The sequence below is a fragment of the Pinisolibacter aquiterrae genome (assembly GCF_019160155.1).
GTDB classification, from domain to species: domain Bacteria; phylum Pseudomonadota; class Alphaproteobacteria; order Rhizobiales; family Ancalomicrobiaceae; genus Pinisolibacter; species Pinisolibacter aquiterrae.
The window spans coordinates 192,890-215,495 of record NZ_JAFNIH010000044.1 but is presented as its reverse complement, the minus strand read 5'-3'; the positions used below and the strand labels follow the sequence as shown (position 1 = coordinate 215,495).

Sequence of the window (22,606 nt, the reverse complement as noted above, 5' to 3'; positions counted from 1 at the left end):
TCCTCGAGCGTGCGCAGGCGCGCCGTCTCAGGAACCGTCATCCCGCCGAACTTGGCCTTCCACTTGTAGAGAGTCGTCTCGCTGATCCCGTGCTTCCGGCAGAGGTCCGACGGCTTCATGCCGGCCTCGTGCTCCCTCAACACGCCGATGATCTGCTCTTCACTGAAACGGCTGCGCCGCATGGTCCTGCTCCTGGTGAAGGACCAAACTTATCCGTGGCCGGAATGACGGGGAGCACGTCAGACCTTGCCCCTGTGGCATATGCCATTAACCACCGCGAGAGGTCGGATTCGTGCGCCATTGAAGTCATGTTCGATTTTTGGCATAACCGAGACACGACGTTTAAAACGCTATTGGCACAAACGGAGTGCCCCATGTCCAAGATCATCGGTTACGCCCGCACCTCCACCGTCGAACAGCTCGCCGGGCTCGAAGCGCAGCGCCGCGACCTCGCCGCCGCCAGATGCGAGAAGGTGTTCGAGGAACAGGTCTCGTCGGTCGCCCCGCGCGTTCAGCTCGAAGCCTTGCTCGACTACGTGCGCGACGACGACGTGGTGGTGGTGACCAAGCTCGATCGCTTGGCGCGGTCGGTGCGCGACCTCGTCGCCATCGTCGACCGGATCAAGGCGAAAGGCGCTTCGCTGCGCATTCTCGCCATGAACCTCGACACCGCCGGGCCGACGGGAACGCTGATGCTCAACGTCCTCGGGTCGGTCGCACAGTTTGAACGCGAAATGATGCTCGAACGGCAGCGCGAGGGCATCGCCAAGGCAAAGGGCGAGGGCAAGTACAAGGGGCGCAAGCCCACCGCCCGGGCGAAGGCCGACGACGTCCGGCGCCTTCGCGCCGAAGGGCTCACCGCCGAACAGGTCGCCGACCGGCTCGGGATCTCGATCCGTTCGGTGTTCCGGGTGAAGAGCGAAGACACGCAGGCTGCGTGAATCGTCATGGGAGAGGAGAGACCCGCTCGCGCGCCGGCGGCTTCCCCCGACCGGCGGCGGCGTCCGCATACCCCCCGGTCTCCAAATTTCCGACCCCGAGGGGACCCAAATGGAAGCCTACCCCAGTCACTGCCGCAAAGACGTAGAGCGCCCGTCCGGCGGTGGTGAAGTCACCGGGGAACGCGGTAGGCGGCGAGGTTCCGTGTGACGTGAGGCTGGTAACCGCCCGAAGCGACCGCTCAAGTTCGGGTTCCTCCAACTATCTCACCACGGTCGGTCCTATCGGGCCATCAAAGCCTCACCTCTTATTGAACTTGCTCTTCCGGGCAAAATACACATTTATGCGCATTTTCACATATAAATTGCGCTTACTTTACGAAAGTGAGCAAAGATGGGTTATCTTTCGGATAGTGAATCACCCTCTTGACCTCCGGCCTTCCCATGACCCACTGTGCTCGTGTTCATGTTTTGATCCCGGAAGACGAGGCGGTACGTTTCGCACGCGTACTGCCGAACCAAGGGGTTCAAGAAGTCGACCCTGATCGTCCGCCTCATCAGAGAGCACCTGGATCGTGAACAGTTCGAAGTGCAAATAGAATTATTCAAACGGCCTTCGCGCCGGGAGTTAAAGCCGTGAAGACGCCTCGCCTTGAGCGCCCCTCCATTCCAAACCCGGATCAACCTACGGCAATCGATCTGTTCTCCGGAGCAGGCGGTATTACCCTCGGCCTCTCGAATGCAGGGTTTAATGTAGTATTTTGTTCAGATATTAATTCTGCATGTGAGGCTACGCATAGGCGCAATTTCCCCAGCATTCCGTTCGCGCGAACTGAAATCCAGAAACTCCGCGGCAAAGACATTCTGAAGGCTGCGGGTCTAAAGCCGGGCAAACTTGACCTACTGATTGGCGGCCCCCCCTGCCAAGGATTCAGCATCATCGGGCAGCGGGAGATCTGGGATCCCCGAAACGGTCTGTTTCACGAATTTCTCCGTATCGCAGAAGAGCTCAAACCGCGCTGTGTCGTCATTGAAAACGTCACCGGACTCGCGACGCTCGAAAAAGGAACCGTCCTGCGCGAGATTGGCCGCGCGTTCAATGGTGCCGGGTATTCTGTGGAATGCGCGGAACTCTTGGCGGCCCAATACGGCGTCCCGCAAATGCGTTGGCGCATGTTTTTCATCGGCTGGCGTTCTGGCGAAGACAAGCGCGGCGGTTTTCCGCTGCCAACGCATGGAAATGCGGGAATTGGCGATCTCGTGCCCAACCGAACGATCAGCCCCGACCAAAGTGCCGGCTTTGTCACCATTGCACAGGCCATCGGCGACCTCCCAGTTATCGAAGGCGGAGAGATCGCGACGGCTTACCGCTGCGCGCCTCAGAGCGACTACCAGGAGGCCATGCGTGCCAACTCGGGGATGGTCGCGAATCACTACGCTGCACGTCTGTCGAAGCAGAATCTCGACCGTATCCGCTTCTTGAAGCCCGGCCAGGACTGGCGAGATCTGCCGCACCATCTTCTTCCGGCCGGAATGCAGCGCGCGCTCAGAAAAGATCACACTAGGCGTTACCGCCGCATGCAATGGACCGGAATCGCGCGCTCTATCATCACGAGGTTCCGCGATCCGAAATCCGGCGAGTACATCCATCCAGAGCAGCACCGCACGATAAGCATCCGCGAGGCCGCCCGTATTCAGAGCTTCCCCGACTGGTTCGTGTTTGAGGGCAGCTATTCGGAGCAATACGATCAGGTCGGCAATGCCGTGCCGCCACTTCTAGCCCGCGCGGTCGCTAATGAACTGTATGGGATGCTGACCGGCGAACGCGATACGGCACGCGCGTCTGTGCCGATAAAGTCGCGCTATTCCATTCCCACTGAACCGTTTGCGGCGGCAGAGTAAGCATGGCGAAGAAACCCAAGGAACCGCAAGGAAACTTTGTCAGCGAGTGGTTCGGGCATCGCGTCTATCCGGCTGTGGTTTCGACCTCTTCGTCCATCGCTGACCAGCAGAACGAGCGATGTCCATTCCTGTCGGATGCGACGGGGGAACTACGCAAGTGCATTAAAGCAGAAGCGGCTAAGGGCGTGTGTACCATAAGCAGCCTGAGCAACGGCTCACGGCAGGATTGGCTCGTCTGCCCTTACCGTGCGCTCAATGATGAACTGGTTTCGAACTCAATCCACCAACTCTTCGCCTTGCCCGCAGGTGTCCAGCCTTTTGTCACTCCGGCCGTCACGCTCAAACGCACCGACGTCCGGGACGACATCGGTAGGCGCCTGGGCGCGGGAGAGCGTGTATTCATCTACTTTGACAAGAAGACCAGCGGCGAGCTTTCGATCCCGCCAACTGAGCGCTCGCCGGAATTCTCTTTCGATGTGACGGTGGTCGAAGTCGGGAACAAGGATGGCGTTCCCCATATCGGGAGCTTTGGTATTTTGGAAATCCAGACGATGGATTTTCACGGCTCCTATCGCGACGCAGTGCGCAATCTTCGCGAAGGTCTGCGCATGCATCCGACGCACTTTGGTTCGACTGTGCAGGATAACCAATGGTGGCTCTCGGAGGGCGTGGAAGGCCCCAACATCGCCAACGTGTTTAAGCGTACATTTTACCAGATGATGTTCAAGTTTCAACTCGGTCATCATGACCGTTGTGCTGGTTGTGTTCTTGCAATTCCGCAATCCGTCTGGGATAGTTGGCAGCGCCATCTTGGTGCACCTGAGCTGAAGGCTGAGGGGGACGGCACATTCAGCCTGCTCGCTCCGGGGCGGGAACGCCCAAATCCTTGCCCCGCCTGGATTTATGTTTTTGACCCCGACGCACTGACGGATGTCACCCCGTCGCCCATAGTGGTTAGGAAGATAATTGGTACGGACGCTCCATCCATTTCTCACTGGGCTCTTGAAGTGGCTCCCGCTGCCGCTCTCTCAAACATCGATGCCGAAGTTGGATTACTTTCAGCCCTCTCTCGGCGGCTCAAGCTGTTCTGGCCCGAACTCGCTAAAACCGTCATCACTGACGTGCCCATGGATGGCACAGAGGTGAGCGCCTTCGCCAGTATACGCAAGTCGCTCCGGGAGGGCGGCATGCCTGTCGAAAGCCTTGAGAGTGAGTCCGCCTACACAGGCCCTGGACCCGCTAGCCGGACGAGATGAAAAGCCGGACGAAAGTGGGTCGTGCTGTTATCGTCGTAGCGTTACGGGTGCAAATGACCTATTTCGGCGCGCGGCCGTCCGTCGCGCGGCATGACGAGCCCGCTATGGCACCACCGCGAGCGCCGACAGATCCAACCCCGCGTGCCGCAGCTTCCCCATCTCCTCCACCAGCCTCACCACCGGGTATTGCCCGCCGTAGCGATCCGCCATGCCGCCCTGCGAATGCCCCTGTAAGGCACGCGTGACGTCGTGGGGCACGCCGCAGGCGCGGCAGGCGTCCTCGAAGGTGTGGCGGAAGCTGTGGAACGACACTTTCGGCCGCTTCACCCCGACCGAGTCGAGGAAGCGCACGAAGTGCTTCGAGAAGGTCGACGAATAGTAGCCGTCGGGCGCCTTCTCGACCGTGTCGAACAGCCGCCCCGACTTCCCTGCGACGTAAGCCGCAAAGCCGATCCGCAGCAATTCGGCGTGCACGGGGATGAGCCGCCGCGACGAGGCCGTCTTCACCCGTTGATCGTTCTTCTCGGCACAGATCCGGAAGCACAGCGCGCCGTCGACGTCGACGATGTCGTCTCGGTAGAGTTGAAGGATCTCGCTGAGACGCGCCCTGTAAACAGGCCGATGAGCGGCACCCAGAACTTCGGACTGTCTCGAAGCACCACCGCACCCGGCGTCGACCAGCGTCGCTCGGACCGGCATCCCCGAAAGATCGGCGCGGCGAACATCCGCTTCAGATCGTCGAGCGAGAACGGGTCGCGATCGTCGCGTGCGTTCGTCCTCTTCTCGACCTGCATTCCCTCGAAGGGGTTCTTCTCCACCTCGTCATAGTGCTTCCGCGTCCACGCGAAGAGGCCGTAGAGGCATCCGAGGTGCTTGTTGACGTTGGTGATGCTCATCGGCGGCAAGCCCGCCGCCTTCGCCTTCTTCGCCGCAGCCTCGAGCGACAGGTTGCGCAGCGCCTTCATCTTCGACCGGTTCGGCGGCAGCGCCGAGAGGACGTCCTTGAAGGCGCGGGCATCGGCCTTGGCGTAGGCATCGATTGGGCGATCCCCGACGAGTTCGAGGAACATGTCGACCATGATCCGGTGAGCATCACCCGTTTTGTCCGCCAAATTGCGCGTTGCAGCCTCGGCAATCCACTGGTCGCGAAGCTCCGAGAGCGTGGGAAGAGCGCTGACGGGCGCGGCGGGTATCGGATGAGGCGACATAGCGGAGGCGGTCGAATTCGGCTCTACGGGCTTGGGAACCAAGCTGGCGGCGATTTCGGCCAAGATCTCATCTGAACCCCGATGTTCGGGTTCCTTGCCCTCGTTGCGCGCCTGAATGTCCGCCATCGCCTGCACTTCGGCGACCTGAACGAGCCGCAACAGCGAACGCCACGCCCGGGACTCCACGTCGAGTGAGATTCCGGCGGCGGCGAGACAGTCCTCGGCATAGCCCTCGACGCTGCCGTATTCGCCGCGTGCGAGCTTTCCGCGTAGGATCGAGCCGGTGAGGAAGGCCCGCGCCTTGCTCTCGGCGAGGGCGTAGTCGGTCGCGTGCGCCTTCTTACCCGCGAGGCGCTTGTCGTCGGCCGCGAACAGCAGCATGTCGCTGCCCGGACCGGGCCGAACCGCCTTGAAGCCGTTGAATCGCGCGTCCTCGTCGTCTTCGAGGCGGATCGAACGGTGAAGCTCGGCGAAGAGGTTGAGTTGAGACCGTGACAGGGTCGAATAGGCGATCAGCTCGGCGCGTTCGTCCGCGTCGTTCGCCGCCATCGCCTCTCCGGCGGCGAGAAGCCGCGCAATGGGATCGGACACCGCCGCCCGCGCCTCCGCCGCCGCCACCACCGCCTTTTCGGCGGCGACCTTCCGGCGGTGGTCGTCGAACGCCTTCATCGTCTCGACGGACGCGACCTTCACGCGGCGCACCGCCTCGGCGAGATCGCGGGTCTTGAGCGAGTACGTCTCCTCGCGCCGACCATAGGTCTCGACGATGTCCGTCGGGACCTTGCAGCGGTGGTAGTAGACGGCACCTCTGCGGAAGAGGTTGGTGTGTCCGGGCACGGCTTCCATGACCTCGGTGTAACACCCAGGGGTTACACAAGCGTCAAAAACCGTTGAAAGCTCCGGAACTTACCCAATTTCAAAGGCTTGGGGTGAATTGGTGGAGCTGAGGGGAATCGAACCCCTGACCTCTGCAGTGCGATTGCAGCGCTCTCCCATCTGAGCTACAGCCCCGACCGTGCGAGGCGGGGCCATGGGGGACCCCGCGTCGGATGGGCGCCGTTTACGGCACCGGCGGAAGCCTGTCAAGCGTCGCGACACGCTTCCCACGCCTCTCTCGCCGACACCCCTCGCCCGCGGCGATCGACGCCGGCCCCGACGCGCGCGAACCTCCGCGACCCGCCCGCGTTCACCGCGTCGGCGAACACGCCGGTTCCGGCGCGGCCGCTCCCTTGGCAAGGGCTCGGCCGCTCGCTACATCAGGTGATCAAACGAACGGAAGCGCGGCATGGCTCTCATCACCCCGATCATCCTCGTCATCGATCTCCTGCTCGACCTCTACGGCTGGGTCCTGATCGGCTCGATCGTCTTCTCCTGGCTCTATCAGTTCGGCGTCGTCAACACGCGCAATCGCGCCGTGGCGGCGATCGGCGAGATGCTCTATCGCCTGACCGAGCCGGTCCTGGCGCCGATCCGGCGCTTCCTGCCCGATTTCGGCGGTCTCGATCTGTCGCCGCTGGTTGTGTTCCTCGGCATCTTCCTGGTCCGGCAGTATCTCCACATCCTGATCCGCTGATCATGGCCGCCGTCGCCCCCGCCTCCGCGATCGTGCCCCGTGCCGACGGGGTGCGTCTGCGCGTCCGCCTGACGCCGCGCGCCGCCCGCGACGCGCTCGGACGGCTCGAGCGCCTCGCCGACGGCAACGAGGTGATGATCGCCCACGTCCGCGCGCTGCCGGCGGACGGCGAGGCCAACGCCGCCCTGGTGGCGCTCGTCGCCAAGGCCCTCGGCGTCGCTCGGACGAAGGTCGATGTCGTTTCCGGACACACCAGCCGGGTAAAGATCCTGCATGTCGAAGGCGACGGCGCCGAACTCGCCGCCGCGCTGGACCGATCGGCCGCCGCCGCCAAGTGACGGGCGCCGCAACCTCGGGGGACCCCATGACCGCACGCATCATCGACGGCAAGGCCCTGTCTCAGGCCCTCCGCACCACCGTGGCCGAGGCCGTCGCCGATTTCGTGAAGGCGCGCGGCGCCGCCCCCGGCCTCGCCGTGGTCCTGGTCGGCGAGGACCCCGCCAGCACCGTCTACGTCGCCTCCAAGGCGCGCCAGACGGTCGAAGTCGGTATGCGCTCCTTCGAATATCGCCTGCCCGCCGACACGCCAGAGGCCGAGCTTCTCGGCCTGATCGCCCGCCTCAACGCCGACGACGCCGTCGACGGCATCCTGGTGCAGCTGCCCGTGCCGGCCCATCTCGACACCGGCCGGGTGATCGCCGCGATCGATCCGGCCAAGGACGTCGACGGCCTGACCGTGACCAATGCCGGACGCCTCGCCGCCGGCCGGCCGAACCTCGTGCCCTGCACGCCCTACGGCTCGATGATGATGCTCGATTCGGTCGGCCGTCCCCTCGCCGGCCTCGAGGCGGTGGTCGTCGGCCGTTCCGAACTGGTCGGACGGCCGATGGCGCAGCTGCTGCTGATGGCCGACTGCACCGTGACCATGGCCCATTCGCGCACCCGCGATCTTCCCGCCGTCTGCCGCCGCGCCGACGTGCTGGTCGCCGCCGTCGGCCGCCCCGGCATGATCCGCGGCGATTGGGTCAAGCCCGGCGCCACCGTGATCGACGTCGGCATCAACCGCATCCCCGCCCCGGAGAGGGGCGAGGGCAAATCCCGGCTGGTCGGCGACGTCGCCTATGACGAGGCCGCCGCGGTCGCCGGCGCGATCACCCCGGTTCCCGGCGGCGTCGGCCTGATGACCGTCGCCACGCTTCTCGCCAACACGCTGATCGCCGCCCATCGCCGGCGCGGCCTCACCGCGCCCGCCTTCTTCGCCGAGCTCGACAAACGCCTGTTCGGCCGCTGAGGGACTTCAGAAGTCCGAGGCGATGCCCTTCAACTCCCAGTCGCCGTAGCGCACCGGCTCCGGCCCGTCACGCCCCATCAGTTCCTTGGGGCGCGGGACGGCGGCCGCGTCGGCGGCCTTGCGGCGCTCCTCGGCCTCCTTCAGGGCGCGTTGCGCGGCGGGCGGCAGATCCTCGAAACGCGGCCGCGTCGGGGCCGTCGCGACGGTCGCCGCCGCGTTTTCGGGCGCAGTCTTCGACTTTGCGTCGTCGGTCATGGCATCCTCGCCTTGATCCTCGTCGGAAACCGGGTGATAGCATGGCGGCTCAGCCGCGTCGAACCACGACGCCGCCTCTCGTGAGATCCCCCCGTCGATGACAGATCGTGGACGCCCGCGCGCTCCCAACCGCCCCCGCTCTTCCGCCCCCGCTCGCGGGGATGCCCCACGCGAACAGCGTCCGCGCGACGAGCGCGTCGTCCTGGAGGAGCGCAAGGACGAGCCCGGCCTCGCCGTCCGCCGCCACGCCGTCGAGATCCTCTCCGCCGTGCTCGACGACGGCCGCCCCCTCGATCAGGTCCTCGACCACCGCGCCGGCATCCCGTCCTGGCGCGCGCTCACGCCGGCCGATCGCGGCCTCGTCCGCGCCATCGTCTCGACCTGCCTGCGCCGTCTCGGCCTGATCGACGACGCGCTGAAGCGGTTGATGAAGCGTCCGCTGCCGCCCAAGGCGCTCCGCGCCCGCCAGATCCTGCGGGTCGGCGCCACCCAGGTCCTGTTCATGGACGTCGCCGACCACGCCGCCGTGTCGCTGGCGACCGAACTCGCCGCCCGCGACCCCCGTCTCCAGCCGTGGAAGGCGATGGTCAACGGCGTGCTCCGCAACCTCGTCCGCGAGCGCGAGACCATTCTCGCCGATCAGGACGCCGACCGGCTGGTGACGCCGCTGTGGCTCTGGCGCGACTGGTGCGAGAGCTGGGGCGAGGAGGCCGCGCGCGCCTTCGGCCATGCCCACATGGTCGAACCGGCGCTCGATCTCACCGTCAAGTCGGACCCCGAGGGCTGGGCCGAGAAGTTCGGCGGCGTGGTGCTGCCGACCGGCTCGGTGCGCTTCGTCTCGCACGGCGCCATCGACAAGATGGAGGGTTTCGAGGCCGGCGAATGGTGGGTTCAGGATGCCGCCGCCGCTCTGCCGGCGCGCCTTCTCGGCGACGTCACGGGTGCCCGCATCGCCGATCTCTGCGCCGCGCCCGGCGGCAAGACCGCCCAGCTCGTCGCCCGGGGCGCCTCGGTCACCGCCGTCGACCTGTCGCCCCATCGCCTGGAGCGGCTGAAGCAGAACCTCGCCCGGCTCCGCCTCGCGCCCGCCGCCGCGCTGGCCGCCGACCTCTCGCTGTGGGAGCCCGACGCGCCCTTCGACGCCATCCTGCTCGACGCGCCCTGTTCGGCCACCGGCACGCTGCGCCGCAACCCCGACGTCGGCCGCCTCAAGAAGGCCCATGACCTCGAGGCGCTCCAGGCGTTGCAGGCCCATCTCCTCGACCGGGTCGCCCATTGGCTGAAGCCCGGCGGCCTCCTGGTCTATTGCACCTGTTCGCTGCAGAAGGCCGAGGGCGAGGAGCAGATCGTCACCTTCCTCGCCGATCACCCCGAGTGGGAACGCGTTCCCGTCACCCCCGAGGAGATCGGCGGCCTCGCCGGAGCGATCACGCCGGAGGGCGATCTGCGCACCCGGCCCGACCTCCTGCCGGCCGAGGACCCGCGCCTCGCCGGGCTCGACGGCTTCTTCGCCGCCCGCCTCCGTCGAAGGACGGTGTGAAGGAAACCGCTTTTCCGTCTTCCCCTTAACCCGCCGTTAACCGCGATGGAGTGCCCTGAACCGTGGGGTTTCGCGCCCCTCGCGCCGCATCGGGTGGGCGAGGGCCGACGGTGGGGTTTCATGAGCGACCGTGGTTCGGGAAGAGGGACGGAACTGCGTCTGGTCGGCCGTCTGGTCGCCCGGCGCCTCCTCGCGCCCTTCGTCCGCGCCCTGCGCACCGCCCGCACCCTGGTCGAACCGGCCGCCGACCGCCTGACGGTGGCCCCCTCCGATCTGCGCACCGCCGATCCGACCGTCGCGGACGACATCTACGCCGGCGTCTTCGTCTTCTCCGGCCAGATCGTCGAATGTCGCGGCCGTTCGCCCTTCGAGGTGACCGCTCCCAATGCCGAATGGGCCCGCGTGCTGCACGGCTTCGGCTGGCTGCGCCATCTGCGCTCGGCCGATACCGCCGTCGCCCGTTCCAACGCCCGCGCCCTGGTCGACGATTGGCTGAAGATCGCCGATCACGCCGACGCCGCCTGGGAACTCGACACCGCCGCCCGCCGCCTGCTCGCCTGGCTGACCCAGGCGCCGATGATCCTGGCCGACGCCGACCCCGCCTTCTATCACCGCTTCCTGGCCGGCCTCACCCGCCATTTCCGCCATCTGCGCATCCATCGCGGCGAGGAGCCGGACGGGCTGCCGCGCCTCAAGGTGGCGATCGCCGTCCTCGCCTGCGCCGTCACCGTGGAGAGTTTCCGGCGCTGGGTGAAGCCCGCCGCCCGCCGCCTCGACGACGAGCTCCAGCGCCAGATCCTGCCCGACGGCGGCCATGTCGGCCGCAATCCGACCGCCGTGGTCGAGATCCTGGTCGATCTCCTGCCGATCCGTCAGGTCCTGGCGGCGCGCGGCCTGCCGGTGTCGCAGGCGATGATGAACGCCATCGACCGCATGATGCCGATGCTGCGCTTCTTCCGCCACGACGACGGCGCGCTCGCCCTCTTCAACGGCGCCACCTCGACCCCGACCGACCTGATCGCCACCGTCTTCGCCTATGACGAGGCCAAGAGCCGGCCGCACGGCAACGCCCCGCACTCCGGCTATCAGCGCCTGGAGGCGAGCGGCACCGTCGTGATGATGGACTGCGGCCCGCCGCCCCCGCCCGAGCTCTCGACCATCGCCCATGCCGGCACGCTCGCCTTGGAGATGTCCTCGGGCCATTGCCGCTTCGTGGTCAATTGCGGCGCGCCCTTCCGCCCGGTCGGCGAGTGGCGCAGGCTCGCCCGCACCACCGCCGCCCATTCCGCCCTGATCGTCGATGACCACTCCTCCGCCCGCCTCCGCGACGACGGCCTGCTGGTCCGCCTGATCGGCCCGGTCCTCCTGCCGGGCCCGCAACAGGTCGACGTCGATCGGCACGAGCAGGAGATCGAGGACGAGGGCGTCGAGATCGCCGTGACCGCGCGCCACGACGGCTACGCCCGCACCTACGGTGTCCTGCACGAGCGCGGCCTGAGGCTCTCCGCCGACGGCGACCGGCTGGAGGGAACCGACCGGATCCTGCCCGCCGCCGACGGCGCCGCCGCCGTGCCCTATGTGGTCCGCTTCCATCTCCACCCGAGCGTGCGCACCGAGACCCTCGGCGACACCGTCCGGCTGACCGGCCCCAACGGCGAGGCCTGGGACTTCGCCTGCGCCGACGTCCGTCCGGTGGTCGAGCCCTCGGTCCATCTCGCCGACGTGCACGGCCTCAGGCGCGCCGAGCAGATCACCCTCACCGTCGCCGCCGACGGTCCACGCGCGCTCTCCTGGGTCTTCACCCACGCCACGCGCTCGCTGATTCCGCGCCGCTGATCCGCCCCGATCGGGCAGACCGCCTTTCGGCCTGTTTGCGGCGGCGAGGATTCGTGCTATCGCGCACGCGAAAATTTCCGGATCCGAGGCGAAGTGACGAGCCGAACGGTGTGAGCCGCCGTTCCGCCCATCCCCGATCCGTTCCCGAACGGCTCCGGTTCGTGAAGGCACAGCCCTCCCATGTCGATCACCGTCAAGAACATCACCCCGCCCGACCGCGTTCCCCTGAAGCGCGCCCTCCTCTCCGTGTCCGACAAGACCGGCCTGATCGACTTCGCTCGCGCCCTGGTCGGCCGCGGCGTCGAGCTGCTCTCGACCGGCGGAACGTGCAAGGCGATCGCCGAGGCGGGGCTGCCGGTGAAGGACGTCTCGGACGTGACCGGCTTCCCCGAGATCATGGACGGCCGCGTCAAGACGCTGCATCCGAAGGTCCACGGCGGCCTTCTCGCGGTGCGCAACGACCCCGACCATGTCGCCGCCATGGAGGCCCACGGCATCGAGGGCATCGATCTCCTGGTGGTGAACCTCTATCCCTTCGAGGCGACGGTGGCGAAGGGCGCCGACTGGGCGACCGCCATCGAGAACATCGACATCGGCGGCCCGGCGATGATCCGCGCCTCCGCCAAGAACCACGCCCATGTCGCGGTGGTGGTCGATCCGGCCCGCTACGCCGACGTGCTCGCCGCCCTCGAGGCGAACGACGGCGCCACCACGCTGAGCTTGCGCAAGGCGCTCGCCCTCGAGGCCTTCGGCCGCACCGCGACCTACGACGCCGCCATCTCCAACTGGATCGCCGCCGCCATCGGCGAGGAGGCGCCGAAGTACCGCGCCTTCGGCGGCACGCTCGCCGAGGTGATGCGCTACGGCGAGAACCCGCATCAGAAGGCGGCGTTCTACAAGACCCCGGAGGCTCGTCCCGGCGTCGCCACCGCCACCCAGATCCAGGGCAAGACCCTCTCCTACAACAACATCAACGACACCGACGCCGCCTTCGAGCTGGTCGCCGAGTTCGATCCCGCCCGCACCGCCGCCTGCGCCATCATCAAACACGCCAACCCCTGCGGCGTGGCGGAAGGAAAGACCCTCGCCGAGGCCTATGTGAAGGCGCTGCGCTGCGACCCGGTCTCCGCCTTCGGCGGCATCATCGCCTTCAACCGCACCCTCGACGCCGAGGCCGCGACCGAGATCGTGAAGATCTTCACCGAGGTCATCATCGCCCCCGACGCCACCGACGAGGCGAAGGCGATCGTCGCGACCAAGAAGAACCTGCGCCTGCTCCTGACCGGCGGCCTGCCGAAGCCCGCCGCCGAGGGCCTCACCGCCAAGACGGTGGCCGGCGGCATGCTGGTCCAGACCCGCGACAACGGCACCGTCGACGCGCTCGAGCTGAAGACCGTGACCGACCGCGCCCCGACCGAGGCCGAGGCCGCGGACCTCGCCTTCGCCTTCCGCATCTGCAAGCACGTGAAGTCGAACGCGATCGTCTACGTCAAGGATCTCGCCACCGTCGGCATCGGCGCCGGCCAGATGAGCCGGGTCGATTCGGCCCGCATCGCCGCCCGCAAGGCCGCCGACGCCGCCGCGATCGCCGGTCTCTCCGAGCCGCTGACCAAGGGTTCGGTCGCCGCTTCCGACGCCTTCTTCCCCTTCGCCGACGGACTCGAGGTCGTGGTCGAGGCGGGCGCCACCGCCGTCGTCCAGCCGGGCGGCTCGATGCGCGACCAGGAGGTGATCGACGCCGCCAACAAGGCCGGCATCGCCATGGTCACCACCGGCATGCGCCACTTCCGCCACTGAGCGGCGATCGCCGGATCCGAAATGCGAAGGGAGGCCTCGGCCTCCCTTCGTCGTTTTTCACGCCGTCTCCACCAGATCGGCGACCAGCGCCGCCGCCACGGTGAAGCGCGACACCCGCCCGGCCGCCCCGCCGGTCTCCGACAGGGTCTCCCCGACCGCCGCCAGCACCCGGCCGACCTCCTCGCCCTGGGCCGCGACCCAGGCCTCGACGCCGCCCGCCGCCATCGCCTCGATGGTGAGCGCGCGATGGGCGTCGGCGAGCATCCGGACCGCCCGGTCGATCGCCAGACCGTCGAAATAGTCGGAGACCGGCAGGTCGCGCGCCGCGTCGATCAGCCGATCGAGCGCCAGATGTTCGCCGAGCGCGAACCACGCCGCCGCCACCTCCTCGTGCGGCCGGTCGAGCCGTTCCGCCACCACCACCACGTCGAGCCCCTCGATCAGGCGATCGAGCCCGGCGAGCCGGCCCGCCAGATCCTCCGGCACGCCGATCCCGACGAGGTCGTCGCGCATCCGCGCGATCACCGCGCCGACCCGCTCCGGCACGATCGCCGCGAGCCGGCCCGCGAGCGTCTCGACCGGCGCGCGGAACCGCGTCACGCTCGCCTCGATCGCCTCGCGCGGACCGACCGAGCGCACGAAGCGGATGGTCGCGGCGATCGCGATCTCGCGAACCCGCCCGTGGAGCTCCAGGAGTCGCGCCCCCGACACCCGCCCGGTGAGCGCCTCGAGCGCCGCGCCGAGATCGTCGAGCCCGAAGATCGCCGAGACCGCGACGAAGGCCCGCGCCGCCACCGCCGGGCTCGCCCCGGTGCGATCGCCGATCCGGACCAGCACCGTCGGCCCGCCCCGATCGATCATCGCGTCGACGAGCCGCGTCAGGACGATCTCGCGGCGCAGGCGGTGGCCCTCGATGCCGTCGGCATGCGCCTCGCGCAGCGCCCGCGGGAAATAGGCGAAGAGCTCGCGCTCGAACCACGGATCGTCGACCAGATCGGTTCCGATCAGATCCGCCTTGGCGGCGAGTTTGGCGTGCGCCAGCAGCACCCCGATCTCGGCGCGGCCGAGCGCTTGGCCCGCCTCGATACGGCTCGCGAAGGCGGCGTCGTCGGGCAGGGTCTCGACCCTGCGGTCGAGCCGCCCCTGTTTCTCGAGCAGGCCGACGAGGCGGCGCTGGAACGGCAGATCGGCGAGCCCGTCGGCCTGCGTCACCGAGATCGCCAGCGTCTGCGAACGGTTGTTGGCGAGCACCAGTTCGGCGACGTCGTCGGTCATCGAGGCGAGCAGCGCGTCGCGGTCGGGCCGGGCGAGCCGCCCCGCCGCCACCGCCGGCGCCAGCGCGATCTTGATGTTGACCTCGACGTCCGAGCAGTTGACCCCGGCCGAATTGTCGATCGCATCGGAATTGCAACGCCCGCCGAGCCCGCCGTAGTCGATCCGCGCGGCCTGGGTCATGCCGAGGTTGGCGCCCTCGCCCACCACCCGCGCTCGGAGATCGGCGGCGGTGATGCGGATCGCGTCGTTGGCCTTGTCGCCGACCTGAGCGTCGGTCTCGGTCGCCGCCCGCACATAGGTGCCGATGCCGCCGAACCACAGGAGATCGACCCGCGCCGTCAGGATCGCCCGGATCACCCGGGTCGGCGTGGCGTGATCGACGTCGAGATCGAGCATCGCCCGTACTTCCGGCGTGAGACGGATCGATTTCGCCGAACGCGGGAAGACCCCGCCACCGGCCGAGATCTTGGCCGGGTCGTAATCGGCCCAAGACGAGCGCGGCAACGCGAAGAGACGCTGGCGTTCGGCGAGCGAGACGGCCGTGTCCGGCGCCGGATCGAGGAAGACGTGGCGGTGATCGAAGGCCGCCACCAGCCGGATCGCCGGCGACAGCAGCATGCCGTTGCCGAAGACGTCGCCCGACATGTCGCCGACGCCGACCACCGTGAAGGGCGTCGTCATCGGATCGACGTCCATCTCGTGGAAATGCCGCTTCACCGCCTCGAAGGCGCCGCGCGCGGTGATCCCCATCTTCTTGTGGTCGTAGCCGGCCGACCCGCCCGAGGCGAAGGCGTCGTCGAGCCAGAAACCGTGGCTCTGCGCGATGGCGTTGGCCGTGTCGGAGAAGGTCGCGGTGCCCTTGTCGGCGGCGACCACCAGATAGGGGTCGGCCTCGTCGCGCGTGACCGTCGACGGCGGCGGCACGATCACGCCCTCGACGATGTCGTCGGTGAGATCGAGGAGACGCCCGACGAAGGTGCGATAGGCCGCCACCCCCTCGGCCTGGACCGTGTCGCGATCCATCGAGGCGGTGATCTTCTTGGGGAAGAACCCGCCCTTGGCGCCGACCGGCACGATCACCGCGTTCTTGACCTGCTGCGCCTTGACGAGACCCAGCACCTCGGTGCGAAAGTCCTGCGCCCGATCCGACCAGCGAAGCCCGCCGCGCGCCACCGGCCCGAAGCGCAGATGGACGCCCTCCACCGTCGGCCCGCACACCCAGATCTCGCGGAAGGGACGCGGCGCCGGCAGATCGGAGATGCGATGCGGATCGAGCTTGAAGGCGAGCGTGTCGCGCGGCCGCCGCCCCTCTTCGCGCGGGCCCCCTTCCTCGCGGAAGAAGTCGGTGCGGACCATCGCCCGGATCACCTCGACGAAGCGCCGCACGATCGTGTCGTCGTCGAGGCTCGCCACCTGCGACAGCGCCGCCTCGATCCGCTCGACCACCCGCGCTTCCGCCGCCTCGCGATCCTCCACGATCATCGGATCGAGCCGCGCCCGGAACAGCGCCACCAGATCGACGGCGAGGCCGGGCTGGCGATGCAGCGTCGCCCACAGATAGTCCTGCGACCAGGGGGTGCGCACCTGCCGGAGCCAGCGGGCGACGGCGCGCAGCACCGCCACCTCGCGGCGATCGAGCCCGGCGGCGAGCACCAGCGCGTCGAACCCGTCGCTCTCGGCATGGCCCGCGAACACCGCCGCGAACAGATCCTCGAGCCGTCCGATCAGATTTTCGTGGAGATCGATGGCGCGGCCGTCGCCGTGCGCCAGCGTCATGTCGTGGACGAACACCACCGGCCCGCCGGAGGGCGCGATCCGGTAGGTGCTCTCGTCGATCACCCGGAGCCCCATCGCCTCGAGCACCGGCACCCGGCGCGACAGATCGATCGGCTCGGCGAGATGGAAGAGTTTCGCGGCGATGCGTTCGGCCGGGTCGCCGTCGCGACGCTGGAACCGGACCGCCAGCGGCGCCTCGGGCGAGAGCCCCTCCATCACCCCCATGTCGCCGACCGCCACCGCCGCCGACATCGCCTCGCGATAGGCCGCGCCGAAGGCGTCCGCCCAGCGCGCCAGCGCGCCGTGGATCACGCCCTCGTCGTCGAGCCGCTCGACCTCGGCCGCGAAATCGTCGCGCCAGGTCCGCACCAGACCCGCCACCTCGCGCTCGAGATCGGCCCGCGCCACCACCGGCGTGTGGCCGCGATAGCGTCCGACGATGTAGTGGATCCGGGTCAGCGGCCCTTCCGAATGGGACGGCAGCCACGATACGATCTTGCCGTCGAAACGGCTCTCGAGCAGCTCGCCGATGCGCCGGCGCAGGTCGGTCGTGTAGCGGTCGCGCGGCACGAAGACGAGCACCGAGACGAAGCGATCGAAGGGGTCGTTGCGGGCGAAAACCCGGATGCGCGGATGCTCGCCCAGCGCCAGGATCGCCAGCGCGAAGTCGAGCAGCGTCGCCTCGTCGATCTGCATCAGCTCGCCGCGCGGATAGGTTTCGAGCACGTTGGCGAGCGCATGCGCCGAATGACTGCCGGCCGGCAGCCCGGCCCGGGCCACCACCCGCGCCACCTTCTCCCGCACCATCGGCACGTCGTGGACCGACCGGGTGTAGGCGCTCGCGGTGAAGAGGCCGAGGATGCGCAGCTCGCCGGTCATCCGGCCGTCGTCGCCCCACAGTTTCACGCCGACATAGTCCATGTGGACCCGGCGATGGATGCGCGAGCGGATGTTGGAGGTCGTCACCATCATCGGCTCGGGCGAGCGGGCGAAGGCACCGATCGCATTGGCGGCGTTGAGGCTCTCGGCGCCGCGCTTCAACACCCGCACCTCCGGATCGCGCAGGATCCCGAGCCCGGTCTCGCCCATCGGCTCGACATAGGCGCCGCCCTCGGTCTCCTCGAAGTGGTATTCGCGCATGCCGAGGAAGGTGAAGTTGTCCTCCGCCAGCCATTCCATGAAGCCCAGCGCCTCGTCGCGGGTCGAGGGCTCGAGCGGCGTCGTGCCCCAGCGATAGGCGACCACCAGCTCGCCGAGCCGCTTCAGCATCGCCTTCCAGTCCTCGACCGCCGCCCGCACGTCGGCGAGCGTCGCCTCGAGTGAGGCGACCAGTTCGCCGCGCGCCGCCTCGCTCGAAAGCCGGGTCAGATGAACGTGGATCAGGCTCTCCCGGCGGATCGTCCCGGCCGGCCGCGCCGCGCGCGGATCGACCAGATCGACGAACCCGCCCGCCCCGTCGCGCGCCACCTCGAGGATCGGGTGGGCGACCAGACGGATCTCGTGGCCGGCCTCCACCAACGCCCCGGTCACCGAATCGAACAGGAACGGCATGTCGTCGTTGAGCACGTCGACGACCGTCACCGTCTCGCCGCTCGCCAGCATCCGTTCGCCGAGGCGGATCCGGTGCCCCTTCGCGCGCCGCTGGGCGAGGAGATCGAAGGCCGCCGCCGTCAGGGCCGTGAGATCCTCGACGTTCGCCGCCGTCACGTCCTCTTCCGCGACCCGCTCGAACAGGAGCCGCGCCAGACGCCCGCACGCCGCCGCGTGAGCGCCGCCGATCTCGCCGAGACGGCGTTCGGCCTCGCCGACGAGCCGAGGACCGTCGGAGGGGGCGGCGGGCTGAACCGGGACCAGCGCATGCGTCGACATCGGCATCTCCTCGATCGTTCCGGTCTCTTCGACCTCGTCGATCCGCTCGCCTCACCGAACCGTTTCGAAGGGCGCGGGAGCCGGCGAAATACGTCGACGAGGCCATTTTCGGGCCATTGGCCGCCGAGAATGGCCCTCTGATCTCGAGAAACAACGAATTTCGACGCCGAAAACGAAAAAAGCGCGGCCGAAGCCGCGCTTTCCCGTTGAACCGGACGGCGGAGCCGATCAGCCCTTCGCCTTCTTGTCCGCGTTGTAGCGCTCGATCGCCTCGATGATGATCTGCTTGGCTTCCTTGTCGTCGCCCCAGCGCACCACCTTCACCCACTTGCCGGGCTCCAGGTCCTTGTAGTGCTCGAAGAAGTGCTGGACCTGCGCGATCGCGATATTGGGCAGATCGGCGTAGGTCTTCACAGAATCGTAGCGCGGGGTCAGCTTGGACACCGGCACCGCCAGGATCTTCTCGTCGTGGCCGCTCTCGTCGGTCATGTAGAGCACGCCGACCGGACGGCACTGCATGATCGCGCCGGGGACGATCGCGCGGGTGTTCATCACCACCACGTCGATCGGATCGCCGTCGTCGGACAGCGTGTGCGGCACGAAGCCGTAATTGCCCGGGTAGCGCATCGACGTGTAGAGGAAGCGGTCGACGACCAGCGCGCCGGAGGCCTTGTCGAGCTCGTACTTGATCGGCTCGCCGCCGATCGGAACCTCGATGATGACGTTGATGTCCTCGGGCGGATTCTTGCCGATGGCGATGGCGTCGATGCGCATCTGGATACTCCTGGCCGCCGGTCTCGGGCCGGCTGTCCACGGGTTGACGACGTCCGGGGAGCCCCTCGAGCACCCGGCCGAGTGGTGTCGCGCGGCGCGCGCTCCACCCGCTCGGGGAGTTCTCTTACCCGATCGCGCGCCGTGACGAAACGTCGCCCTTCGGACGACATGCCGCGATCCGTGGGAAAGGGAGGGTCCGCGTCGCTCAGGCGGGTTCGAAGCCGAACACCACCAAGGGCAGCGTCGCCTCGCCGATCCGCTCGCCGGTCTCCGCCACGATCCGCCCGCCGAGGCGCTCGTAGAAGGCGATCGCCGGTTCGTTGTCGCTGAGCACCCGGACCGAGAAGGAGGCGAGCCCGTAGCGGCGCAGTTCCGCGCGCGCCGCCTCGAACAGCAGCTTGCCGAAACCGAGACCCTGATGGTCGGGATCGAGATAGATCTCGTAGATCTCCCCGGCCTGCGGCAGCATCCGCATCCGGTTGGGGCCGAGCGTGGCATAGCCGACGATCCGGCCGCCGACCTCCAACACCAGCACAGCCGTATGGCGATCGAGGGCGCGTTTCCACCACAGCGGACCGCGCCGTGCGATCATCCGTTCCAGGTCCTTGCCCGGAATGATCCCGCGATAGGCCTGTCGCCACGCCGCGTCGTGAACGTCGGCGATGCGACCGGCATCCGCGATCTCCGCGCGTCTGACACCGATCTGACCAAGCTTCATGAGGGAAGCGTAACCCGCGTTCGCCTCGCCGCAAAGAGGGGCCATGCGGAATTTCCCGGACACGGCCGACATTTCGCCCGCCGCCACCCGCGCCCCTTGAAACCCGGCCGCGACGTACCGATCTTCGATCTCGTTTCGCCGCGCCCTCCCGCGACGGCGTCCCCGGAGCCCCTCAGGAGCCCGCCGTGACCGATTCCTATCGCCGTGTCTGGGACGACCCCGAGATCCTCGGCCCCGAGGAGACCCGCGAGGAGCGGGTGCGCAGCGGCCTGTGGCCGACGATCCGACGCGCCGCCCGCGCCATCCCCTTCATGGAGGACGTGGTCGCCGCCTGGTATTGCGCGATCGACCCGACCACGCCGCGCAAGGTCCGCCTGACGCTGCTCGCGGCGCTCGCCTATTTCGTCGCGCCGGTCGACGTACTGCCGGACGTCCTGCCCCTGGTCGGCTTCGGCGACGACGCCGGCGTGCTGATGGCGGCGATCGCCATGGTCGGCCGCCACATCCGCGACGACCACCGCGACGCGGCGAAGAAGACGCTGGCGGAGCGCTGAGCTCAGCCCGCCGTCACCACCACCTTGCCCTTGACCTTGCGCGCGGCGATCTCCTCGATCGCCGCCGCCGTCTCGGCGAGCGGCCGGACGGAATGGATGTGCGGCACCACCCGGCCGTCGGCGACCCATCCCATGATCGTCGCCATCTCCGCCTTGAAGGCCTCGGGCTCGCGCACGAGATGGTCGCCCCAGAACACCCCGCGTAGATCGCAACCCTTCAAGAGCAGCAGATTGAGCGGGATCTTCGGGATCTCGCCGGCCGCGAAGCCGACCACCAGATAGCGCCCGCGCCAGCCGGTCGCCCGGACCGCCGGCTCGGCATATTTGTCGCCGACCGCGTCGTAGACGACGTCGACGCCCTTGCCGCCGGTCAGATCCTTCAGCCGCGCCTTGAGGTCCTCGGCGTCGTAGTCGACCGTCTCGTCGGCGCCGACCTTCCGGCAGAAGGCGAGCTTGTCGGCCCCCGACGCGCAGGCGATCACCCGCGCCCCGACCGCCTTGGCGACCTCGATCGCCGCCTGCCCGACGCCGCCGGAAGCCCCCAGGATCGCCACCGTCTCGCCGGCCTTCAGTTCGCCCCGGTCGATCAGGCCGTGCATCGCCGTGCCGTAGGTCACCGACAGGGTCGCGGCGCGGACGAAGTCGAGCGCATCGGGAAGCGCGATCAGATCCTCCTCGTCGACCACCACCTTCTCGCGCGCGCCGCCCCATTTCACATAGGCGACGACCCGATCGCCGACGGCGAAGCCGGTGACGCCCGCCCCGACGCTCTCCACCACCCCGGCGATCTCGCCGCCCGGCGAGAACGGCAGCTCCGGCTTGAACTGGTAGCGGTCGCGAATGATCAGCGTGTCGAAGAAATTGAGGGCGCAGGCCCGCATCCCCACCACCACCTCGCCGGGACCGGCGACCGGATCGGCGAGATCCTGGACCACCAGATCGGCGGCGGAACCATGCCTGCGACAGACGACCGCCTTCATTCGCGTTTCCTTCCCCCACGGGATTCGAACCGATCGAGAGGAAACACGCCCCCTCCGACGCCGTCCAGCCGCTCCTTTGGTCGATGCCCTCGTCATGCCCGACTTTCGCCCTTTCCATCGGCCACGACGAGCGGCGGCGCGCGCCGGCCCCGCCCCCCCGTCGGCTGCGCGCGAATGCCACGCGGATCGGCAACCTTCTGGTAACCATCCCCGTGGTTTCTGGAGGGTGAGACGCCGTCCCCAGAGGGCGGCGATACGTCGTCGAACAGACGGAGAATGGTGAGATGAGAACTGCTCTCGGCGCCGTGTCGCTGATCGCGACGATGATCGTGGCCGCCGGCATCGCTCAGGCGGAGACGAAACCGGCACCGGCCAAGCCCGCCGCCGCGGCCGGCGGCTCGCCGATGTTGATCGCCGAATCGAAGGACTGGAAGGCCATCACCGCCGCCGCCCCCAAGGGCAAGGTCTGCTTCGCCCTGACCAAGCCGCAGAAGATGGACCCCGCCAACCTCAACCACGGCGACGTCTTCTTCTTCGTCTCGACCCGCCCCGCCGACAACGTCCGCAACGAGCCGAGCCTCCAGGTCGGCTACCCGATGAAGGAGGGATCGAAGGCGGTCGTCGACATCGACGGCAAGAAGTTCTCCTTCTTCACCCGCGGCGACGGCGCCTGGCTCGAGCAGAACACCGATTACACGCCCTTCCTCGACGCCATGCGCAAGGGCTCCAAGCTCTCGGTCCAGGCGACCTCCGGGCGCGGCAACCCGACCTCCTATCAGTTCTCGCTCTCCGGCGTCTCCGCCGCGCTCGACGCGGCCGCCAAGGAATGCAAGTGACGCCGAGCTCGCCGAGTTTCGACCCATTCGAAGCTCGGCGAGCGAAGGCGAGCCCGACCGGGCATCGCCCGATCAGGCCGTGACGCTCCTGAAATTCGGACGAGTCCGAAATTCGTGAGCCGAGTACGAGGCATCCGGCGCCGGGATCTTCCTCGGCGCGCGGTTTTCGGCTATGAAGAACCCGAGATCAGGCGGATGGGGCGACCCGTCCGCCTTTCGCGTTGCGCC

19 protein-coding genes and 1 tRNA gene are annotated in these 22,606 nt (G+C 68.0%); 11 read left to right on the top strand and 9 right to left on the bottom strand.

Translation table 11 applies throughout. From position 1 onward, the window contains the following. The coding region (locus J3S89_RS19790) for a transposase (RefSeq protein WP_217930198.1) at window positions 1-182 on the bottom strand (182 nt) is incomplete at its 3' end. A 42-nt stretch (window positions 183-224) separates the two neighbouring features. Here J3S89_RS19790 and J3S89_RS19785 point away from each other — a divergent pair. The 3 genes from J3S89_RS19785 to J3S89_RS19775 all read left to right on the top strand — a co-directional run bounded on the left by J3S89_RS19785 (window position 225) and on the right by J3S89_RS19775 (window position 4,096). Beyond that, complete coding sequence (locus tag J3S89_RS19785; RefSeq protein WP_338020054.1) at window positions 225-941, top strand: recombinase family protein; 717 nt, start codon at window positions 225-227, stop codon at window positions 939-941. A gap of 633 nt (window positions 942-1,574) precedes the next feature. After that, entirely contained in the window at window positions 1,575-2,840 is a 1,266-nt protein-coding gene (locus J3S89_RS19780) for a DNA cytosine methyltransferase (RefSeq protein WP_217930197.1), read from the top strand. A 2-nt stretch (window positions 2,841-2,842) separates the two neighbouring features. Beyond that, complete coding sequence (locus tag J3S89_RS19775; protein ID WP_217930185.1) at window positions 2,843-4,096, top strand: PDDEXK family nuclease; 1,254 nt, start codon at window positions 2,843-2,845, stop codon at window positions 4,094-4,096. Between the two features lie 102 nt (window positions 4,097-4,198). Here J3S89_RS19775 and J3S89_RS19770 read toward each other — a convergent pair whose 3' ends face one another. The 3 genes from J3S89_RS19770 to J3S89_RS19765 form a co-directional block, all read right to left on the bottom strand. Further along, window positions 4,199-4,642 (bottom strand): site-specific integrase, encoded by a 444-nt coding sequence (locus tag J3S89_RS19770; RefSeq protein ID WP_230489152.1) that lies wholly within the window; start codon window positions 4,640-4,642, stop codon window positions 4,199-4,201. Further along, entirely contained in the window at window positions 4,600-6,150 is a 1,551-nt protein-coding gene (locus tag J3S89_RS23225) for a DUF6538 domain-containing protein (RefSeq protein WP_230489148.1), read from the bottom strand. The genes J3S89_RS19770 and J3S89_RS23225 overlap by 43 nt, the downstream gene beginning before the upstream one ends. Window positions 6,151-6,239: 89 nt before the next feature. Further along, window positions 6,240-6,315 (bottom strand) — tRNA-Ala (locus tag J3S89_RS19765). Between the two features lie 274 nt (window positions 6,316-6,589). Here J3S89_RS19765 and J3S89_RS19760 point away from each other — a divergent pair. Genes J3S89_RS19760 through folD form a run of 3 tightly spaced genes read left to right on the top strand, consistent with a single transcriptional unit; the run spans window position 6,590 to window position 8,168 of the window. After that, window positions 6,590-6,877, top strand: coding sequence for a YggT family protein (locus tag J3S89_RS19760; protein ID WP_230489147.1), 288 nt, complete (start codon window positions 6,590-6,592; stop codon window positions 6,875-6,877). 2 nt (window positions 6,878-6,879) lie between these two features. Continuing rightward, window positions 6,880-7,215 (top strand): DUF167 family protein, encoded by a 336-nt coding sequence (locus J3S89_RS19755; protein ID WP_217930180.1) that lies wholly within the window; start codon window positions 6,880-6,882, stop codon window positions 7,213-7,215. A gap of 26 nt (window positions 7,216-7,241) precedes the next feature. Then, on the top strand, window positions 7,242-8,168 hold the full coding sequence (folD, locus tag J3S89_RS19750; protein ID WP_217930178.1) for a bifunctional methylenetetrahydrofolate dehydrogenase/methenyltetrahydrofolate cyclohydrolase FolD: 927 nt from the start codon (window positions 7,242-7,244) through the stop codon (window positions 8,166-8,168). A gap of 6 nt (window positions 8,169-8,174) precedes the next feature. On the opposite strand, the gene J3S89_RS19745 is transcribed toward folD, so the two are convergent. Next, on the bottom strand, window positions 8,175-8,423 hold the full coding sequence (locus J3S89_RS19745; protein ID WP_217930176.1) for a DUF1674 domain-containing protein: 249 nt from the start codon (window positions 8,421-8,423) through the stop codon (window positions 8,175-8,177). A 97-nt stretch (window positions 8,424-8,520) separates the two neighbouring features. On the opposite strand from J3S89_RS19745, the gene J3S89_RS19740 reads away from it, so the two are divergent. From J3S89_RS19740 to purH, 3 genes are all read left to right on the top strand, one after another. Then, a complete protein-coding gene (locus tag J3S89_RS19740; protein WP_217930166.1) occupies window positions 8,521-9,963 on the top strand; it encodes an RsmB/NOP family class I SAM-dependent RNA methyltransferase in 1,443 nt (480 codons plus the stop codon). Between the two features lie 120 nt (window positions 9,964-10,083). Further along, window positions 10,084-11,799, top strand: a complete 1,716-nt coding sequence (locus tag J3S89_RS19735; RefSeq protein ID WP_217930164.1) for a heparinase II/III family protein — start codon at window positions 10,084-10,086, stop codon at window positions 11,797-11,799. Window positions 11,800-11,979: 180 nt separating this feature from the next. Further along, on the top strand, window positions 11,980-13,596 hold the full coding sequence (purH, locus tag J3S89_RS19730; protein WP_217930163.1) for a bifunctional phosphoribosylaminoimidazolecarboxamide formyltransferase/IMP cyclohydrolase: 1,617 nt from the start codon (window positions 11,980-11,982) through the stop codon (window positions 13,594-13,596). Window positions 13,597-13,653: 57 nt separating this feature from the next. Here purH and J3S89_RS19725 read toward each other — a convergent pair whose 3' ends face one another. The 3 genes from J3S89_RS19725 to J3S89_RS19715 form a co-directional block, all read right to left on the bottom strand. After that, window positions 13,654-18,516, bottom strand: coding sequence for an NAD-glutamate dehydrogenase (locus J3S89_RS19725; RefSeq protein ID WP_217930161.1), 4,863 nt, complete (start codon window positions 18,514-18,516; stop codon window positions 13,654-13,656). A 228-nt stretch (window positions 18,517-18,744) separates the two neighbouring features. Further along, window positions 18,745-19,290 (bottom strand): inorganic diphosphatase, encoded by a 546-nt coding sequence (gene ppa, locus J3S89_RS19720; protein WP_217930151.1) that lies wholly within the window; start codon window positions 19,288-19,290, stop codon window positions 18,745-18,747. A gap of 205 nt (window positions 19,291-19,495) precedes the next feature. Then, entirely contained in the window at window positions 19,496-20,008 is a 513-nt protein-coding gene (locus J3S89_RS19715; protein WP_217930149.1) for a GNAT family N-acetyltransferase, read from the bottom strand. 185 nt (window positions 20,009-20,193) lie between these two features. On the opposite strand from J3S89_RS19715, the gene J3S89_RS19710 reads away from it, so the two are divergent. Next, window positions 20,194-20,562, top strand: a complete 369-nt coding sequence (locus tag J3S89_RS19710) for a YkvA family protein (RefSeq protein ID WP_230489146.1) — start codon at window positions 20,194-20,196, stop codon at window positions 20,560-20,562. Window positions 20,563-20,564: 2 nt separating this feature from the next. Here the strand turns inward: J3S89_RS19710 and J3S89_RS19705 are convergent, their stop codons facing one another. Then, window positions 20,565-21,542: an NADPH:quinone oxidoreductase family protein gene (locus J3S89_RS19705; RefSeq protein WP_217930147.1), complete on the bottom strand. Its 978-nt coding sequence runs from the start codon at window positions 21,540-21,542 to the stop codon at window positions 20,565-20,567. 284 nt (window positions 21,543-21,826) lie between these two features. Here J3S89_RS19705 and J3S89_RS19700 point away from each other — a divergent pair, with 284 nt between their 5' ends. Then, a complete protein-coding gene (locus tag J3S89_RS19700) occupies window positions 21,827-22,378 on the top strand; it encodes an invasion associated locus B family protein (RefSeq protein WP_230489145.1) in 552 nt (183 codons plus the stop codon). The last annotated feature ends 228 nt before the right edge of the window (window positions 22,379-22,606 follow it).

Excerpts from the sequence above, each read along its gene's own strand:
- J3S89_RS19785 (WP_338020054.1), top strand. The coding sequence starts at position 225 with ATGACGGGGAGCACGTCAGACCTTGCCCCTGTGGCATATGCCATTAAC.
- J3S89_RS19775 (WP_217930185.1), top strand. The coding sequence starts at position 2,843 with ATGGCGAAGAAACCCAAGGAACCGCAAGGAAACTTTGTCAGCGAGTGG.
- J3S89_RS23225 (WP_230489148.1), bottom strand. The coding sequence starts at position 6,150 with ATGGAAGCCGTGCCCGGACACACCAACCTCTTCCGCAGAGGTGCCGTC.
- J3S89_RS19760 (WP_230489147.1), top strand. The coding sequence starts at position 6,590 with ATGGCTCTCATCACCCCGATCATCCTCGTCATCGATCTCCTGCTCGAC.
- J3S89_RS19755 (WP_217930180.1), top strand. The coding sequence starts at position 6,880 with ATGGCCGCCGTCGCCCCCGCCTCCGCGATCGTGCCCCGTGCCGACGGG.
- folD (WP_217930178.1), top strand. The coding sequence starts at position 7,242 with ATGACCGCACGCATCATCGACGGCAAGGCCCTGTCTCAGGCCCTCCGC.
- J3S89_RS19745 (WP_217930176.1), bottom strand. The coding sequence starts at position 8,423 with ATGACCGACGACGCAAAGTCGAAGACTGCGCCCGAAAACGCGGCGGCG.
- J3S89_RS19740 (WP_217930166.1), top strand. The coding sequence starts at position 8,521 with ATGACAGATCGTGGACGCCCGCGCGCTCCCAACCGCCCCCGCTCTTCC.
- J3S89_RS19735 (WP_217930164.1), top strand. The coding sequence starts at position 10,084 with ATGAGCGACCGTGGTTCGGGAAGAGGGACGGAACTGCGTCTGGTCGGC.
- purH (WP_217930163.1), top strand. The coding sequence starts at position 11,980 with ATGTCGATCACCGTCAAGAACATCACCCCGCCCGACCGCGTTCCCCTG.
- J3S89_RS19725 (WP_217930161.1), bottom strand. The coding sequence starts at position 18,516 with ATGTCGACGCATGCGCTGGTCCCGGTTCAGCCCGCCGCCCCCTCCGAC.
- ppa (WP_217930151.1), bottom strand. The coding sequence starts at position 19,290 with ATGCGCATCGACGCCATCGCCATCGGCAAGAATCCGCCCGAGGACATC.
- J3S89_RS19715 (WP_217930149.1), bottom strand. The coding sequence starts at position 20,008 with ATGAAGCTTGGTCAGATCGGTGTCAGACGCGCGGAGATCGCGGATGCC.
- J3S89_RS19705 (WP_217930147.1), bottom strand. The coding sequence starts at position 21,542 with ATGAAGGCGGTCGTCTGTCGCAGGCATGGTTCCGCCGCCGATCTGGTG.
- J3S89_RS19700 (WP_230489145.1), top strand. The coding sequence starts at position 21,827 with ATGAGAACTGCTCTCGGCGCCGTGTCGCTGATCGCGACGATGATCGTG.